Source organism: Phytoplasma sp. (assembly GCF_035187685.1).
GTDB lineage: Bacteria > Bacillota_I > Bacilli_A > Acholeplasmatales > Acholeplasmataceae > Phytoplasma.
Genome location: NZ_CP131022.1, coordinates 311,631 through 329,594 on the forward strand (window position 1 = coordinate 311,631; position 17,964 = coordinate 329,594).

General features: G+C 21.6%; 12 protein-coding genes. 8 read left to right on the forward strand and 4 right to left on the reverse strand.

Annotated elements, in window-relative coordinates; genetic code table 11:
* Positions 1-5: 5 nt before the first annotated feature.
* Together ligA and Q2306_RS01455 are read left to right on the forward strand one after the other, a co-directional pair.
* A complete protein-coding gene (ligA, locus tag Q2306_RS01450) occupies positions 6-2,012 on the forward strand; it encodes an NAD-dependent DNA ligase LigA (protein ID WP_323847535.1) in 2,007 nt (668 codons plus the stop codon).
* Between the two features lie 55 nt (positions 2,013-2,067).
* A complete protein-coding gene (locus Q2306_RS01455) occupies positions 2,068-2,412 on the forward strand; it encodes a 4'-phosphopantetheinyl transferase superfamily protein (protein WP_323847536.1) in 345 nt (114 codons plus the stop codon).
* Positions 2,413-2,463: 51 nt separating this feature from the next.
* Here the strand turns inward: Q2306_RS01455 and Q2306_RS01460 are convergent, their stop codons facing one another.
* Positions 2,464-3,459: a hypothetical protein gene (locus Q2306_RS01460; protein ID WP_323847537.1), complete on the reverse strand. Its 996-nt coding sequence runs from the start codon at positions 3,457-3,459 to the stop codon at positions 2,464-2,466.
* Between the two features lie 348 nt (positions 3,460-3,807).
* On the opposite strand from Q2306_RS01460, the gene Q2306_RS01465 reads away from it, so the two are divergent.
* Positions 3,808-4,323 (forward strand): DJ-1/PfpI family protein, encoded by a 516-nt coding sequence (locus Q2306_RS01465; RefSeq protein ID WP_323847538.1) that lies wholly within the window; start codon positions 3,808-3,810, stop codon positions 4,321-4,323.
* Positions 4,324-4,477: 154 nt separating this feature from the next.
* Positions 4,478-5,944: a 2-hydroxycarboxylate transporter family protein gene (locus Q2306_RS01470; protein ID WP_323847539.1), complete on the forward strand. Its 1,467-nt coding sequence runs from the start codon at positions 4,478-4,480 to the stop codon at positions 5,942-5,944.
* Positions 5,945-6,010: 66 nt separating this feature from the next.
* Here Q2306_RS01470 and Q2306_RS01475 read toward each other — a convergent pair whose 3' ends face one another.
* The 3 genes from Q2306_RS01475 to Q2306_RS01485 form a co-directional block, all read right to left on the reverse strand.
* Complete coding sequence (locus Q2306_RS01475) at positions 6,011-7,381, reverse strand: hypothetical protein (protein WP_323847540.1); 1,371 nt, start codon at positions 7,379-7,381, stop codon at positions 6,011-6,013.
* Positions 7,382-8,513: 1,132 nt separating this feature from the next.
* Positions 8,514-9,986: a sucrose phosphorylase gene (gtfA, locus tag Q2306_RS01480; protein ID WP_323847541.1), complete on the reverse strand. Its 1,473-nt coding sequence runs from the start codon at positions 9,984-9,986 to the stop codon at positions 8,514-8,516.
* A gap of 1,189 nt (positions 9,987-11,175) precedes the next feature.
* Entirely contained in the window at positions 11,176-11,541 is a 366-nt protein-coding gene (locus Q2306_RS01485) for a hypothetical protein (RefSeq protein ID WP_323847542.1), read from the reverse strand.
* Between the two features lie 699 nt (positions 11,542-12,240).
* On the opposite strand from Q2306_RS01485, the gene gyrB reads away from it, so the two are divergent.
* The 4 genes from gyrB (at position 12,241) to tsaB (ending at position 17,947) form a co-directional block, all read left to right on the forward strand.
* Entirely contained in the window at positions 12,241-14,160 is a 1,920-nt protein-coding gene (gyrB, locus tag Q2306_RS01490; protein ID WP_323847543.1) for a DNA topoisomerase (ATP-hydrolyzing) subunit B, read from the forward strand.
* Between the two features lie 44 nt (positions 14,161-14,204).
* Entirely contained in the window at positions 14,205-16,730 is a 2,526-nt protein-coding gene (gene gyrA / locus Q2306_RS01495) for a DNA gyrase subunit A (RefSeq protein ID WP_323847544.1), read from the forward strand.
* Between the two features lie 111 nt (positions 16,731-16,841).
* Positions 16,842-17,330, forward strand: coding sequence for a tRNA (adenosine(37)-N6)-threonylcarbamoyltransferase complex ATPase subunit type 1 TsaE (tsaE, locus tag Q2306_RS01500; RefSeq protein ID WP_323847545.1), 489 nt, complete (start codon positions 16,842-16,844; stop codon positions 17,328-17,330).
* Between the two features lie 47 nt (positions 17,331-17,377).
* Entirely contained in the window at positions 17,378-17,947 is a 570-nt protein-coding gene (gene tsaB, locus Q2306_RS01505) for a tRNA (adenosine(37)-N6)-threonylcarbamoyltransferase complex dimerization subunit type 1 TsaB (RefSeq protein WP_323847546.1), read from the forward strand.
* Positions 17,948-17,964 lie beyond the last annotated feature (17 nt).

Below are 17,964 nucleotides of genomic sequence, written 5' to 3' on the forward strand. Positions count from 1 at the left end.
TCACGATGACATCAGAAATAAAAAATAAAATTAAACATTTAACAGATACACTTGATAAAGCTAATTATGAATATTATCATTTGAGCAAAACAGAATTAATAGATCATCAATATGATGCTTTATTAAAAGAATTATTTTTGTTAGAGAAACGATATCCTGAATATAAACTTCCTTATAGTCCTACTTTAAAGGTAGGTGGTTTTTTAAGTTCTAAGTTTGAGAAAACAGAACATCTATTACCGATGTTATCTTTAGATAATGTATTTAATTTTGAAGAATTAAAACTTTTTTGTGAACGTGTATTAAAAAAAAATATTCCTTTTTGTTTTATTTTAGAACCTAAAATTGATGGCGTTGCAATTAATTTAAAATATAAAAAAGGTATTTTAGTTCAAGCTGCAACAAGAGGTAACGGTTATATAGGTGAATTAATAACTGATAATATTAGAACTATCAAAAATATCCCTTTAAAAATTAAGGAAGAAATAGATTTAGAGGTAAGAGGGGAAATTTTATTTGATCACGATTCTTTTGAACAAATAAATAAAGAACAAAAAGCTAAAAATAAAATTTTATTTTCTAATCCTCGTAATGCTGCTTCAGGAACTTTAAGACAATTAAATTCTAATATAGTTGCTAATAGAAATTTATCTTCTTTTATTTATTCTATTGTTAATCCTCCTATTTTTATTAAAACTCAAGAACAAGTTTTAATATTTTTAAAAAAAATGGGTTTTTCTATTAACCCTTATTATGATGTTGTTTTTTCTTTTGAAGCTTTAAAAGAAAAAATCGATTATTATACAAAAATAAAGACAAATTTGCCTTATGATATAGATGGTGTTGTCATCAAAGTAAATGAATTAATATTTCATGATTTAATAGGTTATACAACTAAATTTCCTAAATGGGCTGTGGCTTATAAATTTAATTCTTTAAAGGGCGAAACAATAATTCGAAATATTGATTTTCAAATTGGTAGAACGGGAGTTTTAACTCCTATCGCTTATATTTTACCTATTATCATAGATGGTAGTTTATTATCTAAAATATCACTTCATAATTATGATTATATTCAAAAAAAAGATCTTCGTATTAATGATTTTGTTGTAGTTCATAAATCAGGCTCTATTATTCCTGAAATTGTGGCAGTTGTAAAACAAAAAAGAACTAATCAAATTCCTTTTAAAATGATTTCTGATTGTCCTTTTTGTCATAAATCTTTAACGAAAAAAGATGAAGAAGTTGATTATTTTTGTTTAAATGACGATTGTGAAGAAAGACAAATTAAAAAAATCATTCATTTTGTGTCTCGTGAAGCAATGGATATTAATGTTTTAGGAAAAAAAAGTTTAATTACTTTTTTTCAAAACAAGCTAATTAAAAGAATTTCTGATTTATATTCTTTAAAAGATAAATATCAACAATTAAAAATATTGCCTGGTTTTAAAGACAAAAAAATAATGAATATTTTAAACGCTTTAGAAGCCAGTAAAAATCAAACTTTTGATAGAATTTTATATGGTTTAGGGATTGATCACGTAGGTATTAAAATAGCTAAGTTATTAAATCATAAATTTCAACATATTACGAATTTAAAAAAAGTTACTTTTGAAGAATTAGTTCAAATTCCTGAAATAGGACCTGAAATAGCTCATAGTATTTGTAAATATTTTCAAAACGAAGATAATATCAAAGAAATTGATTTATTACAATCTAAAGGAATTATTTTTGGAACTTTAAATAATCTAATTGAAAATGTTACGCTCGATAATATATTTAAAAATAAAAAAGTAGTTTTGACAGGCATTTTTGAGAATTATTCAAGAAAAGAAATAACTGTTATTTTAGAAAAATGTGGTGCTTTTGTTCTTGATAATATTTCTCGAAAAACGCATTATTTAATTAAAGGTGTTAATAGCGGTTCTAAATTGCTAAAAGCTCGTTTGTTCAATATTAAAATAATAGATGAAAAAGAATTGAATTCTCTTTTGAATTTGAATAAATATTAAAGTAATAATTATTCAAATTAATAACTAAATATTATATAAAAAAAGGTTATAATAAATGAAAAATATTGGTGTGGATTTAGTTGAATTAGAAGAAATTAAAAAAGTAGGAATAGATAAAATAGCTAATAGGATTTTGTCTAATGAAGAAAATTTAATATATCAAAAGATTAATCATTTAACAAGAAAAATTAGTTTTTTAGCTGGCAGATGGGCCGCTAAAGAAGCTATTTTTAAAGCTTATCGTAAAGGTGATTACCAAAATAATTATTCTGATTGGTCTATTTTGAATGATGAAGCATCTGGGTTTCCTTATGTCATAAATTCTTATTTAACTTGTAAAATTATGATTTCAATTTCTCATAGTAAAAATTATGCTTTAGCATTTGTTGTTTTATTATAATACCAATATTCAAATTTACAAAAAAAAAAAAAAAAAAAAAAAAAAGAGCTTTTATAAACTCTTTTTTAAGGTTAACTCTTTATATGGAATTTTTTTAGACAAAATATTTTTAATTGTATATTTTTTTTTAATGAAAAAAAATATAAATATGAAAATAGTTAGATTCATAATTAACATAATAATTTGTTGCTTTTGTAATTTATTTTGTTCGTTTAATAAAGATGTTATTTTATTATTATTTGAATTTTGTTCTTCTTTTATTTTATCTTCTTGAAATATTTCTATAAAAAAATTTTTTAAATTTATTTTTATTTTTTGATATTTTTTAAAAGATTCTTGAAAATAAAAAGTGGCTCGATCATATTTATTATTTATGTTTTCATTATTATTAATATTATTATTTGTTGAGTAATTATTTTCTGCTTCTTCTAGTATTAATTTCGCTTTATTAAATAAATTTGCTGCCGTTTCTTTTGTTTCTATATTTTCCATTTCTTGTTGTATTTCTTTTTTTATATTGATTGCACTTTCTTTATTATAAAAAAAATCATTTGTTTTATCTAAAAGTCTTTTTATTTCTGTGATTTCTTTTTTTATTATTTCTCTGTTAACTAAAGTTTTATATTTTTTGATATTAGTTATACTTTTGTTATAATTTTGAAGTGAATTTTTTAATAAAATAACAATTTGGTCTAAAAGGATTTCATTTGTTTCTTGTTGAAATGCTTTTTGTGCTTCTGTTAATTGACCTATAGCCGTGTTTTTATCATTTTCGTTTTCTATCGTTTGTATTGCATCGTCTAATAAAAAATTTTGAACGAAAGAATGATCGATTTTATTTTTTAATTTTTTAGCTATATTTAATTCTGTTTCGGCATTTCTCTTTTTTACTAAAATTTCCTCCAAAATTTTAGTAACTTTGCCTTCTTGAATTATTTGTGTTGCTTGGATTTTTTTACTAAAAATGTAGATGAAAACACAAAATATGCAATAATATAAAAAGTAAAGCAAAATTTTATTTTTGAGATATTTTTTTCGTATTAACAATTTAGTAATTTTTTAATTATTCTCTTTTCTAAATTTATTTTTATTTATTTTTATTTATTTTTATTTATTTTTATTTATTTTTATTTATTTTTATTTATTTTTATTTATTTTTATTTATTTTTATTTATTTTTATTTATTTTAATGGATATTTTTTTTATAAAAGAATACATATCCAGATAATTATAACATATATAAAAATTATTTTAAGGAAAATAGCAAAATTTTATGTAATATACAAATTTAATATAAAATAATGATACAATTATTTAGGATTTGAATAAAATTAAATATTAAATTATTTTATTATATTTTTTGAATTCAACACGAAAAGAGTATGTTATTGGCTTATGAAAAAAGGTTTATTGTTTTTATATAATGGTTTCGAAGATTGTGAAGCTTTAGCAACAAGATCTTTTTTAAGAAAAAATTTATTAGATGTTGTTACTTTTACTTCAAATGCTACTTTAGAAGTTTTTTCCTCTCAAAGACTTATGGTAAAGTCAGATTTATTTATTGATGAAATTCAATTATCTGAATATGATTTTTTAATTATTCCAGGAGGTCCTTATGTCAAAAAAATATTAAAAGAAGATAAAATAAATTTAAATAAAATTTTAACAATTTTAAAATATTTTACTGATAATAGAAAAATTATTGGTGCTATTTGCGCTGCCCCTGCTTTATTAGGTAAATTAAATTTATTAGAAAATCACAAATTTACTTGTTATCCAGGTTACGAAAAATATATAAAAGGTAATTATTGTCCTAACGAAAAAGCAGTTACTAGTGATATTTTTGTTACTTCTCGTTCTCCAGAAACAGTTTTTGATTTTATAGAACATTTGTTAAAAAAATTAAAATAATAGATGTTTTATAGGATAAATAATGTTTTTGTATTTATTTTTTGAGGATAAGATAATATCTTTTATACTTTTTTAGCATATTAATCAAAATTACTAAATTTAGTAAAACTTAATGTATTTAATTGCATTTATAGAAAGAAAATATATATTACTAATGAAAACAATTAGCAATTCAGACATTACTTCTTTAGGTGAAAAAAAAAATAAAAAAATAATTATTTTAGGTTTTTCATTATCTTTAATTATAATGATTTTATTTTTGATTTTAGTTCATGTATTTTTAAGTTATAATCATGGAAACATAGAATCACCTTGGCATAATTTTATGTCAATGTTATTATTTATCATGTTTTTTGCTGGCATTCTAAAGTTTATAGGTTCTAAAACTCCTATTTTAAAAAATATAGGTGGCGGTCCTATTTTATGTTTGCTTATTCCTGCTTTTGTTTTTCATTATAATTTTGGTAATGATACTTTTCAAAATTTTCAAGAACAATTTATTAAAAAAGCTGATTTTTTTGGTAAAAACGATAAAAGCATTGGGTTTACTGATTTTTTTATATCTTCTTTAATAGTAGGAAGTCTTATAGGCATTAAAAAAGAATTTTTAGGTAAAATGTTAAAAAAATTTTTGCCCTTAGTAATTATTTCTTTAACAATATCAGCTTTATTTGTTGGAACAATAGGTTTCTTTTTACAACCTATAAAAGGTTTAGGTGCGGCAAGCACTAAAAATAATTTTTTAGATTCTATATTTTATATTTTTATTCCTATTTCTTGTGGTGGTATTACTTGTGGTATAATTCCTTTATCTAAAATTTTTTCACAAGTCAACAATGGTGGAACAGAAGATGCTTTTAAAGCTCATATTTTGCCTTCTTTATTAATTGCGGGTATTTTCAGTGTTATTGTATCTGGTTTAATAAAAAAAATATGGGGTCAAAGTAAATATAGTAGTCCAAATAAAATGTTAGAAAAAAATATGGCAACTGATAAAGAAAATATAAAAATAACTCCTGAAATTAAAAAGACAGAATTCAAAATTAGTTACGAAAATATTACTACCGGTTTAATAGCTACTTTTTCTTTTTATATATTAAGCGGTATTTTAAGAGAAGGTGTATCAAAATTATTTCAATTTATACCTATTTTAAACAAAGTATCTGCACCCCCGATTATTATTTTCTTAGTTATATTAGTAATAATTTTTAAATTTTTTGATTTAATTTCTGCTTATTATGTTAAATGTATTGATCAATCTTCTAAATTTATTACAACTAATTTTACATCTGCTATTTTCTTTTTATTAGGAATAGGAACGGATTTTAATAAAATAAAGGATTCTATGTTCAATTTATCTTTTGTTTTAATATGCTTATTATGTGTAATAATAACTGCCTTATCAGCTGCTATTATTGGTAATAAATTCGGATATTATCCTGTGCAATCTGCTATTTCTGCCGGTCTTTGTTCTAATAGTATTGGAGGAATTGGTAATATCGCTATTTTAGAAGCTTCAGATTCTATGGAATTATCTCCTTATGCTCAAATATCTACGCGTATTGGTGGAGATATTATAGTTATATTAACTAGTATTTTGTTTCCGTTAATTTATTGTTGAAAATGATTTTATTTAATCAAATTTTATATTTAAATAATAAAAAGTTATATGATAAATAATATTTATTTAATCATATAACTTTTTATTATTTAAATATAAATCATATTCAATAATTGTACCATCTGAAGAAATACTTTTGAATAATTCATCTGTTATTTTGTTATATTCATATCTAATATTTACTCCATTTGGCAATGTCTCTTCTGTTAATAATTCTTTTATAGAATCATATTTTTTAATTGTTCCGTCAGGTAAAATTTCTTTTATTAAATTCTTAGTGATAGGATCGAATTCTTTAATATGTTCATTTGGTAAAATTATTTTTAATAATATTTTGTTATTTAGGTCGTATTCTTTGATTGTTTTTATTTTAGTACCATTCGGATAAATTATTTGTTTGATTTCATTTGAATCATGTTCGAATTCTATTATATTTTGGTTTGGTAAAATTAATTTTAGTATTTTATGGTTGTCTTTGTCATATTCTATTATTGTTTCTAATATTTCTTTATTTGGTTTTATTTCTTTGAGTATAAAACCAGTAGAAACGTCATATTCTTGTATCGTTCCATCTTTCATAATTTTTTTAATTATTTTTCCTGTCAAAGGTTCATATATTATTACGTCGCCATTGGGAAAAATTTCTTTTGTTAATTTATGGTAATATAAACCATATTCTTTGATATGCCCATTGTTGTAAATTATTTTAATTAATTTTTGAGAATTTAAACTATATTCTTTTATTATTTTTTTATCTGACGTGATTTCTTGGAAAGAAAATGCATTATAATTTCTGATGTTTCCGTTAGGAAAGATTTCTTTTACTAAACAAGGTTTATATTCTTTGATAATCCCTTTTGAATTTATTTTTTGTAATAAATGACCTTTTTTAGCGTTGTATGTTTTTTGATATTTTAAATTTATTTTTTCATCATTCATTTTATTATCATTTATTTTATTTTTAATAAAATATAATTCTTTGATCAAACCATCTTCTTTATAATCATATTCTTTAATATTATTTTGTTTATCAATAATTTTATTTAATTGTTCTTTCTGGTAATCATATATTAATTGAAAATTATTATTTTTTGAAAACATTTTTATTATATTTTTATTTAAATCAATATATTCTATTAAAAGATCGTCTTCAGGAATTTTTTTATTTTCTAATAAAATTCCTGTAATAGGATCAAATTCTTGTATATGACCGTTAGGAGAAATTTTTTTTAATATTTTATTTGTAAAAAAATCTAATTCTTGTATATGGCCATCATCTAAAGTTATTTTTTTGATTAATTGTTCATTATTGGCAATTTTATTTATAATATTGTTTTTTTTATTTTCTTTTAACTTATAAAAAAAATAAAATATGTTTAAAAAAAATATTATAAAAAAAAGTATACAAAAAATGTTATTATTTTTATTTAATTTCAACGAATTGCCTTTCTTATCGTGTAGTCAATTAATTTAATAAAAAAATTTATAATAAAAAGCATTTTTATTATACATGAAAATTAATTCGTATAAATAACGAAAATTAAATAATTATTTTTAATAATATTTTTCGTGATTAAATAAATAAAATGAGTTGCTTTTGATATAATTGTACTATCTACAAGTATTTATAAATAATTGGGTTTTTAGGTTTATAATATTTTTTATTCCTTATTTATATAATATAAAAACTAAGTAATTATTTCTTTTTCATTTTTTTGTTTTTTTCTAAAATAAAAACCCAAAATTCTTATTTTATATTGTTTTTTTTGATTCGTTTAATATATAAATTTTTTTTGATTATAATTATTAGCAGTTATATCAACTTTTAAATGATAAAGTGATAATTTGTAATCTTTTAAGAAATTAATTTGTTCTTGTACATTTTTTATTTGAGTTTTGAAATTTTTTATTTTTTCTTTTAATTGTATTATTTATTTTTCTTTATTTATGATTTGTTTTATATCTTTTTTTGGTCACAATTGATAAATTGTTTGAAGTAGATAATAAATCAATTGAATTTTTAAATTCAATATTTGTTTGTTGCTAATTATTAATAATTTTATTAGGGCGATAGATTTTTTCTAATTTTATATATTTTATGCCATTAGCCAAATAAACCCTATTTGGGCACTAGAAACAAATTAGATAACTATTTTGATTGACTATGAGCATTTAATTTCGTTTTTAGATTTAATAATTAATTAAAGCATTATTTTGAATATTTTGTTTATTTTGATTATTAGTTGCAAAAAAAAAAAAAAAAAAAAAAAAAAAGATCAACTATAATATATGTCGTGTATCGAAAGGAATTTGTCATTTAGATTCCACATTGCATTTGAATATAATATCTATTTTTGTTCTAACAATTTGTTTTATATTTTGGATAATTTTTGATGCAAACGCATCTTTTATTATTTTCTAGGCGTTATAATAAATTATTTTATTTTTCATTGTTTATTTTTAATCCTTATAATAAAGTTAAATAAAACATAAAAACACGTAATAATAGTTTTATAATCATTTCGTTTTCTTAAAATACAAATAATTAATTAAGAAAATTTTTTAGGAATTATTTTTTTATTTTAAGCGATTCAAAAACTATTTTATCATTTTCTTTTATGATGAATTCTTTTTTATTTATACAAGCTTCTAAGGTCGCTATATTTTTTTTTGCTTTATCTGTACGTTTTATTTTAATTTCGTCTTCTTTTGAAGTTGTTTCTACTGAAATGCTACCTTCTAAATCAAAAGCTGGACATTCATTTCTCCATGACAATAATTTTAAAAGATTTTTAACAATAGGGCGTTTGACTTGTTTTCGGATCTCTTCTAATGAATAGTAATGTCGATTGATATTTCTACCTTCTTGAGAAGATTCTAATAATTTAATATCATTTTCTCCGGCTAATAATCCTACATAATAAATTTGAGGAATTCCTGGAGCGAATATTTGAAAAACGCGAGCTAATAAATAAGAATAATCATCATTACCTAAAGCAGAATAATAAGTTGTGTTAATTTGATATATATCTAAATTATTATATGAAGCCGAAGAATAAATTTTTTTAACATTAGCTCCTATTTTATATAATTTGTCAGAAGTATAATTAATTTCTTCATCTGTTAAAATCTCTCTAGCATCTACTACACCTATGCCATCATGAACATCTAAAGTAGTAAATTGTTTCATAGGTGAATTTTTTAACCAATGAGCTAAAGTTTTTGTTTTTCCTGAATACAGTGTATAAAGAACTATCAAAGGTAAAGCGAAATCATAAATAAAATAATTATGTTGACTAATTTTTTTTGAAATCTTATAATTTTCATGAATTTCTGGTAAAATATCTACTTGTAAAGGTTTTAAAATATTATCGACTTCTTTTAATAGTTCCCATATTTCTGGTTCTACAAAAAAACAATTTGTATCTATTTTTTTACAAGCATAAGCGAAAGCATCTAAACGAATTAAACTAGCTCCATGATTAGCCATATCTTTTAAAGTTTTTTTTATAAATTCTTTGGCTACTATATCTTTTATATTGATATCAATTTGATCTACGCCGAATGTATTCCAAAGGTTTTCTGTTGTTCCATCTTCAAAATTAATAGTTTGAAAAGGTGCTTTATCTTTACGTTTATAAATTAAATTAATATCTTTGTCGGTGGGTTTATTTGTTCCTTTTTGAGACCAAAATTTTTCCCAACGGATAAAAAAATTTTTATATTTTGATTGGTCATGATTTTTTTGAAATTCTTTATACATTACAGATGAAGATGAAATGTGATTGATCATAAAATCAAACATTAAATAATATTGTTTACTTAATTTTTCAATATCTTCCCATGTCCCAAATAAAGGTTCAACGATATTATAATCTGATGGCGAAAAACCACGATCACTTGTAGAAGGAAAAAAAGGTAAAATATGTATTCCACCTATAGCGTTACCTAAATTTTCTTTTAGAACTTTATTTAAATCTTGAAGATTTTGTCCTAATGAATCAGGATAAGTTATCAACATTACTTTGTTTTCGAATTTCATTAATTATATGACCCTTATTATATAGAATTAAAATATTATTTTTGAATTTTTAATTTTTGTTATTTACAAAGAAATTATATTATTATTATAATAATTTTTGACAATTTTTTTATTTAAATATTTTTTATTAATATTTATGAAAAAAATGTAAATTTATTAATCTTTTTTAGTATCATAAAACTAATAGGAATTATTTTTATTTTATTTAAAAGATGATTTTGTTATTTTTGTTATTTAATGATAAAATTTTAAAAATTATTGAAAGCCTAAAGAAAAAAATATTTTTTTATTGTATTAAGATTCTTTTATTCGATTTCAATCTTTTTCTTTTTGATATCTGAGGCCGTTTTTTAAAGAAAACTTTGTAAAACAGAAATTCCTGAATATTTTTATTTATTAAATGTATTATGAATTAAAAATATAATAGTTTAAACATTTACATGATGCGAACAAATATGATATGTTTAAAAACAATAAAACAGTAATTTAGATAAAAAAATAGAAATTACAGAATTAAAAAAATATTCGATTGACATAAAAAAATAAAAATGTTTATGAAAATTATGAAAATATTTTGTTGGTTCTGATGTTAATATAATAGCAAATTATTAATAGTAAATTATAAAATAACTTTGAATAAAATAAATTGCTATTTGTTATTTTTGAAAATTGCTTAAAGATATTTTAGGATTTTATTTTGTTTATAGTTATTTTATTTCTTTTTCTTTTGAAAAAAAATTAAAAAAATTTTGATCAAAATATCGTAGAAAGATAAAATATTTAACTTATTTCTTGCATAAGAAATAAAAAATTTCTACATTAATATATTTTATATAATATTTTATTATATAAAATAAAACTCAGAACTAAATTAGTTTTTTATTGAAAAAAGCTTTTATTTTTATAATAAATAACTAAAACATTGATAATAATAAATATCGGTAATATTATAAATGGACATTTAGTAAAGTATGGATTAGTAAAGTACGGAATAAAAACGAAGAGAGTAAGGACAAATAAATAAAAAATAAGATATAAATGTAAAAAACCAAATTATTTATTATTTGTTCAATAAATAATTTGGTTTATTAATTTTTGGGTTTTAATTATCTAAATTAAAATTATAAATAATCATTACTTTTTTAAGTATATTTTTATAAATTAATTCGAATATAATTAATTTTATTTTTTATTCAGAATTTTTTCTTTTTTTGTTAAAATTAGAGGACATCAATTTTTTAAATCGAGCAAAACTATTTTTTTTATTTTTTTTTGTTGAAATTGATTCTTCGTTATTATCTAATAATTCTTTTTCTAATTCTTCTTCAGATGATATATCATTTTCTTGACTTATTCCATCGTTTGCAGGCGAATCATCATTTATTGTAGAAGAAGTGTTAGAAGAAATTACAGAATATTTATGATTTTTAGGCAGTAAAACAAAACAAAAAGCTAAAGAAGTTAAAAATGTAAACATAAATGTAATAATAAATAATTTTGCGCCGGTTGTAGCAAATGTATCTTTTTTATTAATTATTATAAATTCCTCATTCATTTTTTATTTTTTATTTATTTTTTATTTATTTTTTATTTATTTTTTATTTATTTTTTTATAAAAAGTGGATTTATTTAAAAACCACCAAAACTATTATAAATGTTTTTTATATATTTGAAACATTTTTTGTAATAAAGTTTGTTTTTTTATTTTTTTAGATAAATTTATTATAATATATCTTGGAGTTATGTAAAAAATAAAAATTAGTTTAATTTACAAATCAAAATAAAAGGTTTTTTAGTTAAAATTATTCCTAATACAAAATATTATATAATTATTTTATTGAACATTTTGATTAGAAAAAGATTTAAATAAGATTAATTATAAAAAAGCAAAATAAGTTTTATTTTTATATGTTACATTTATTTTTAAGTTATTTTTACAAATATTTTAGTTTTAATTTGTGCATCTAAAAAAGAAATAATTGTTTATTACTATTTTATTTTCAAATTTTTATGTTTTACAATAAAAAAATAAACAATGTAAAAACGTGAATATTTATTTAAATTATCTTATTTTTATGTTATAATTCTTTATAAATATTTTGTATTTATATAATCAAAAAATTAATAAAGAAATATTGTGAAAAATAAGAAAAGACTTTAATATTTATAGATATACAATATAAATTTTTGTATTCTTGTATTCTTTTGAAGTTCATATTATACATACGATAATAAGGAGAATTGAATTTTACAAATGGATAAAAATAAAAAATATAATGCTGATAGTATTAAAGTTTTAGAAGGATTAGAAGCGGTTAGACTAAGACCTGGGATGTATATCGGTTCTACTTCTGAAAAAGGTTTGTATCATTTGGTTTGGGAAATTATAGATAATTCTATTGATGAATCTTTAGCAGGTTTTGCTAACGAAATTTTTTTAGAAATTTTAGAAAATAATGTTATTCGTGTTTCTGATAATGGAAGAGGAATTCCTGTCGATATTCATCCAAAAACTAATAAACCGGCTGTAGAAACTATTTTAACTACTTTACATGCAGGTGGTAAATTTGATAATTCTTCTTATAAAATTTCGGGTGGTTTACATGGAGTAGGCGCTTCTGTAGTTAACGCTCTTTCTTCTTGGTTTACAGTAGAAATTCATTTGAACAACGAAATATATTATCAAAAATATGAAAAAGGAATTCCTATAAACCCTTTAACTAAAAAAGGTTTTACTGACAAAAGAGGAACAATAATTACTTTTACTCCTGATCCAACTATTTTTGAAAATATGGAAAATTTTACTTATAAATTAGATATTTTAAAAGAAAGAATTCAACAAATAGCTTTCCTAAATAAAAATATTAAATTGAAAATTATTGATAGAACAAAAGAACCATTACAACAATTTGAATTTTATTATAAAGATGGCGTTAAAGAATATATTGCTTATTTAAATCAAAATAAAACAACTTTAAATCAAATTTTTTATAAAGAATATTCTGCAGAGCAAATTGTTTACGAAATTACTTTTCAATATACAGAAAATTATACTCAGAATATTTATTCTTTTGTGAACAATATTCCTACTAAAGAAGGTGGAACTCATGAAGAAGGATTTAAAATATCTTTAAATAGAATATTGAATAAATACGCCAAAGAAAAAAAGTTTATAAAAAAAGAAGAAACTAGTTTGATCAGTGAAGATACTTTAGAAGGTATAACGGCTATTATTTCTTTAAAACATCATAATCCTTTGTTTGAAGGACAAACTAAAAATAAATTAGGTAATCAAGAAGTTAGGCAATTCGTCTCTAGGTCTTTCGGAGAATTTTTAGAAATTCATTTATTAGAAAACCCTCAAGAAGCTAAAAAAATTATGGATAAATGTTTATTATCTATGAAAGCTAGGATAGCTGCTAAAAAAGTACGAGAAATAACTAGAAAAAAAATGTCTTTAGAATTATTAAATTTTAATTCTAAATTAACTGATTGTTATACTAAAGATCCTAGTTTATCAGAATTATACATTGTAGAGGGTGATTCGGCAGGAGGTTCTGCTAAACAAGGTAGGGATTCTAAGTTTCAAGCTATTTTACCTTTAAGAGGTAAAATTATTAATGTAGAAAAATCACGTGTAGAAAAAGTTTTAAGTAATAATGAAATTGTTTCTTTGATACAAGCTATAGGTACTGGCATTGATAAAGAATTTAATTTAAATAAAGCTCGTTATCACCGTATTATTATTATGACAGATGCTGATGTTGATGGAGCGCATATTAGAATTTTAATACTTACTTTCTTTTTCAGAAATTTAAGACCTTTGATTGAAAATGGTTATGTTTATTTTGCGCAACCACCTTTATATAAAGTAGAAGATAGAAGTAAAAAACTTAAATATTTTTATAATGAACAAGAATATACTAAATATAAAGATAGTTTGAAGCTTCAAAATAAACAAATTTCTTCTCAAAGATATAAAGGTTTAGGCGAAATGAACCCCGAACAACTGTGGGAAACTACTATGGATCCGAGCAAAAGAACTTTATTAAGAGTATCTTTGGACGATGTTATAGAATCAGATAAAGTTTTTTATAAATTAATGGGTAAAATGGTTGCTCAAAGAAAAGCATTTATTGAAGATAACGCTACTAAAGCAGAAATAGATGCTTAATAATTTCTTTATTTTTTTCAATATTAAAAAAGGCGATAAAAATTATGTCAAACAAAATTAAAAAAAATATTTCTTTAACTGAAAATAATTCTGATATTGCTGAAAATATAGGGATTATTAAAGATGTTAATATTAATCAAGAAATGGAAAAAGCTTTTTTAGATTATTCCATGAGCGTTATTGTTTCTAGAGCTTTACCAGAAATCCAAGATGGTTTAAAACCAGTTCAAAGAAGAATTTTATATAGTATGAAAGAATTAGGTGTTTCTTATCAATCTAGTTATAAAAAAGCGGCTAGGGTTGTCGGTGATGTAATGGGTAAATATCACCCTCACGGAGATAGTAGTATTTATGAAGCGATGGTAAGGATGGCTCAAAGTTTCAATTATCGTTATCCTTTAGTTGATGGACATGGTAATTTCGGGTCTATTGATGGCGATTCTGCAGCAGCAATGCGTTATACAGAAGTACGTATGTCTAAAATAGCAATGGAATTAATTAAAGAAATAGATCAAGAAACCATTGATTTTGTAGATAATTATGATAATAGTGAAAAAGAACCTAATATTTTACCTACTAGTTTTCCTAATCTTTTAGTAAATGGGACTACAGGGATTGCGGTTGCAATGGCAACTAATATTCCGTCTCATAATTTAGGCGAAGTAGTAGATGCTTTAATTGCTTATATAGATGATAAAACAATTTCTATTGTTGACTTAATGAAATATATTAAAGGTCCTGATTTTCCTACAGGAGGGGAACTTTTAGGCATTGATAAATTACAAGAAGCTTATGAAACAGGAAAAGGGAAAATTATTATTCGTTCTAAAACAGAAATTATCACTTCTGATAAAAATAAAAGCTCGATAGTCATTACCGAAATTCCTTATCAAATCAAAAAAAGTAATTTAATTAAAAATATTGTTTATTTATATAGAAACAAAATTTTAGATGGTATTACAGATTTAAGAGATGAATCTTCCAACCGTAAAGGGATTAGAATTGTTATTGATTTAAGAAAAGATATTAATCCCAAAATCTTTTTAAACAATTTATATAAAAGATCTCGAGTTCAAATCTCTTTTCATTTCAATATGGTTGTTTTAATTGATAAAAAACCTAAATTAGTTAATTTGAAACAAATTTTAGAAGCTTTTTTTTCTTTTAGAATAAATATAATTAATCGTCAAAAACAATTTGAATTAAAAAATGCTTTAAAAAAACAACATTTAATAAAAGCGGCAGTAATTATTTTAAATGATATTGATGATGCTGTTCAATTAATTAAAAGTTCTAAAGATGTTAAAGATGCACGTGAAAAATTAATTTTAAAATATAATCTTGATGAACTTCAAAGTAAATATATTTTAGAAATGAGTTTACAAAGAATAACTAATTTAGAAATAGAAAAATTTAGAATCGAAGAACAAAAATTAATTAAACAAATTGAAGAATGTAATTCAATTATTGAATCTCAAAGCAAAAAAGAAAATATTTTAAAAAAAGATTTACTTCAATTGAAAACAAATTTTAAAGACGAAAGAAAAACTTTTATTTGCAAAGATCAAGAATTTAATATAACTGATGAAGATTTAATCAAAAAAGATGGCATTTTAATTACTATTACTAATAAAGGTTATATTAAACGTTTAGGAATAGATACTTATAAAAGACAAAATAAAGGCGGTACTGGTGTTAGCGGAATTACTATGAATGAAAACGATTTCGTTAAACATTTGGTTAATACCACAACTCATGATTATCAATTGTTTTTCACCAACAAAGGTAAAGTTTATCGTATGAAAGGTTATGAAATACCTGATTACTCACGTCAAGCTAAAGGAATACCATTGATTAATTTAATTCCTTTAAGCGAAGGAGAATTTTTAACTTCTGTAGCAAGTTTAAAACCTGATTTGAAACAAAATTATAAATATTTGGTTTTAATAACTAAAAAAGGTTTAATTAAAAGAAATAATATTAAAGATTATCAAAATATTCAAAATAAAGGTAAAATAGCATTTAACTTGAAAAAAGATGATGAAGTTTTAACAGTTTTAAAAAGTATAGGTAACCAAGATATTATTATGGCTAGTTCTAATGGAAAAGCTATTCGTTTTAACGAAAAATCTATCAAACAAACTAGTAGAATGGGTAGTGGAGTTATCGGAATGAGATTAGATTCTGATGAAAACATCATAGGTGCTGCTGTTGTTCAATCAGATGAACAAGATATTTTAGTTGTAACTGAATTAGGTTATGGCAAGAAAAACAAAGTTGTCGAATATAAAAATCAAAAAAGAGGCGGAAAAGGTATTAAAACCTTAAAAGTTACTCCTAAAAATGGTAAAATTATTGCTTTAAAAATTGTTTTAAACGAAGATGAATTAATTTTAATTTCTGAACGAGGAAAAATTATTAGATTAGAAAATAATAATAAAATTCCAACTTTGAAATCTAAAGTTACTCAAGGCATCAAATTATCTAAATTAAAAGATAATGATAAATTATTCACAGTTGTTGTTAATAAAAAAAGCAAAGATACAAATATAGATATTATAAGTGAATAATTTTTTATTTGTAAATCAAAAAATCATCTAATTAAATTTTCCCAATTAGATGATTTTGATTTTTTATTTTTTTTATCTTTATAAAAAAATTTACTAAGGTTTTTTTAAGATATGGAAATTGAAAAAAAAAAATATTCGAAAATAACTATTTCAGCATTACAAACTAAAAAAATAGGAATACAACTTTGTCAAAAAATTATTAATAGACTTTTAAATAAAGAAACTCAAAAATATATTATTATTTTGGAAGGTCAAATAGGTTCAGGCAAGACTATTTTAACTAAAGGGATCGCTAAAGAATTAGGAATTAAGTCTGAAATCAATAGTCCTAGTTTTATTTTGTTAAAAACTTATACAAATGCTTTTAATAAATTACATCATTTAGATTTATATCGCCTTTTAAACGAACAGAAAACAACAAAACATTTAATAATAGAAATAGAAGAGTTATTAGAAAATGTAGAACAAGGTGATATTATAGTGATAGAGACAAACCAAAATATAAAATCTTTTTTCGAAGATTGGGATGTTTATATTAAAATTAATGTTTTAAATAGTAAAACAAGAAATATTTTGATAGAACAAAAAAATAAATTTTGATCAAATTATATTATTCGCTTACATAATAAGAAAGAGTATTTTAAGATATGGAATCATCTAGAACAAAAAAATATATTATTTTAGATGTTTCTGCTAGTGTTCAAATAGTTATTTTGAGTACTAAAGATACAATTATTAGTATAAAAAAAAAGACATTCAAACAAGATTTTGTCTCTGGTATGATTCCTTTGATTTCCGACATATTAAATGAAAATAAATTGAGTTTAAAAGATTTATATGGCATTATTGTAGGTATAGGCCCTGGTTCTTATATAGGTAGTAGATTATCTGTTTTGACATCTAAAATTTTAGCTTTAGAATTGAATATACCTTTATATCAAATAAGCAGTTTATTATTGTTATCAAGTGGTTACAAGGAAAACATTCTAACTCCTAAAATTTATGCTAAAAAAAATTTTTTTTATAGTTTAAGTTTAGAAAATAATAAAATAATTTTATCAGAAAATATTTATAAAAAAGATTTTTTAAATAATTTTATAAATAATTTCTTATTAGATGAAAGTAATTTTAAATTTTCACCTCAAAAAATTTTTTTTTATATGAAGAAAGTTTTAGAACCTTCTTCTTTGATTCCTAAATATTATACTCATTATTAAAAAATCAATTTTATTTC

Coding starts and splice junctions, on each gene's coding strand:
- tsaB (WP_323847546.1), top strand. CDS start 17,378: ATGGAATCATCTAGAACAAAAAAATATATTATTTTAGATGTTTCTGCT.
- gyrA (WP_323847544.1), top strand. CDS start 14,205: ATGTCAAACAAAATTAAAAAAAATATTTCTTTAACTGAAAATAATTCT.
- ligA (WP_323847535.1), top strand. CDS start 6: ATGACATCAGAAATAAAAAATAAAATTAAACATTTAACAGATACACTT.
- tsaE (WP_323847545.1), top strand. CDS start 16,842: ATGGAAATTGAAAAAAAAAAATATTCGAAAATAACTATTTCAGCATTA.
- Q2306_RS01455 (WP_323847536.1), top strand. CDS start 2,068: ATGAAAAATATTGGTGTGGATTTAGTTGAATTAGAAGAAATTAAAAAA.
- gyrB (WP_323847543.1), top strand. CDS start 12,241: ATGGATAAAAATAAAAAATATAATGCTGATAGTATTAAAGTTTTAGAA.
- Q2306_RS01485 (WP_323847542.1), bottom strand. CDS start 11,541: ATGAATGAGGAATTTATAATAATTAATAAAAAAGATACATTTGCTACA.
- Q2306_RS01465 (WP_323847538.1), top strand. CDS start 3,808: ATGAAAAAAGGTTTATTGTTTTTATATAATGGTTTCGAAGATTGTGAA.
- gtfA (WP_323847541.1), bottom strand. CDS start 9,986: ATGAAATTCGAAAACAAAGTAATGTTGATAACTTATCCTGATTCATTA.
- Q2306_RS01470 (WP_323847539.1), top strand. CDS start 4,478: ATGAAAACAATTAGCAATTCAGACATTACTTCTTTAGGTGAAAAAAAA.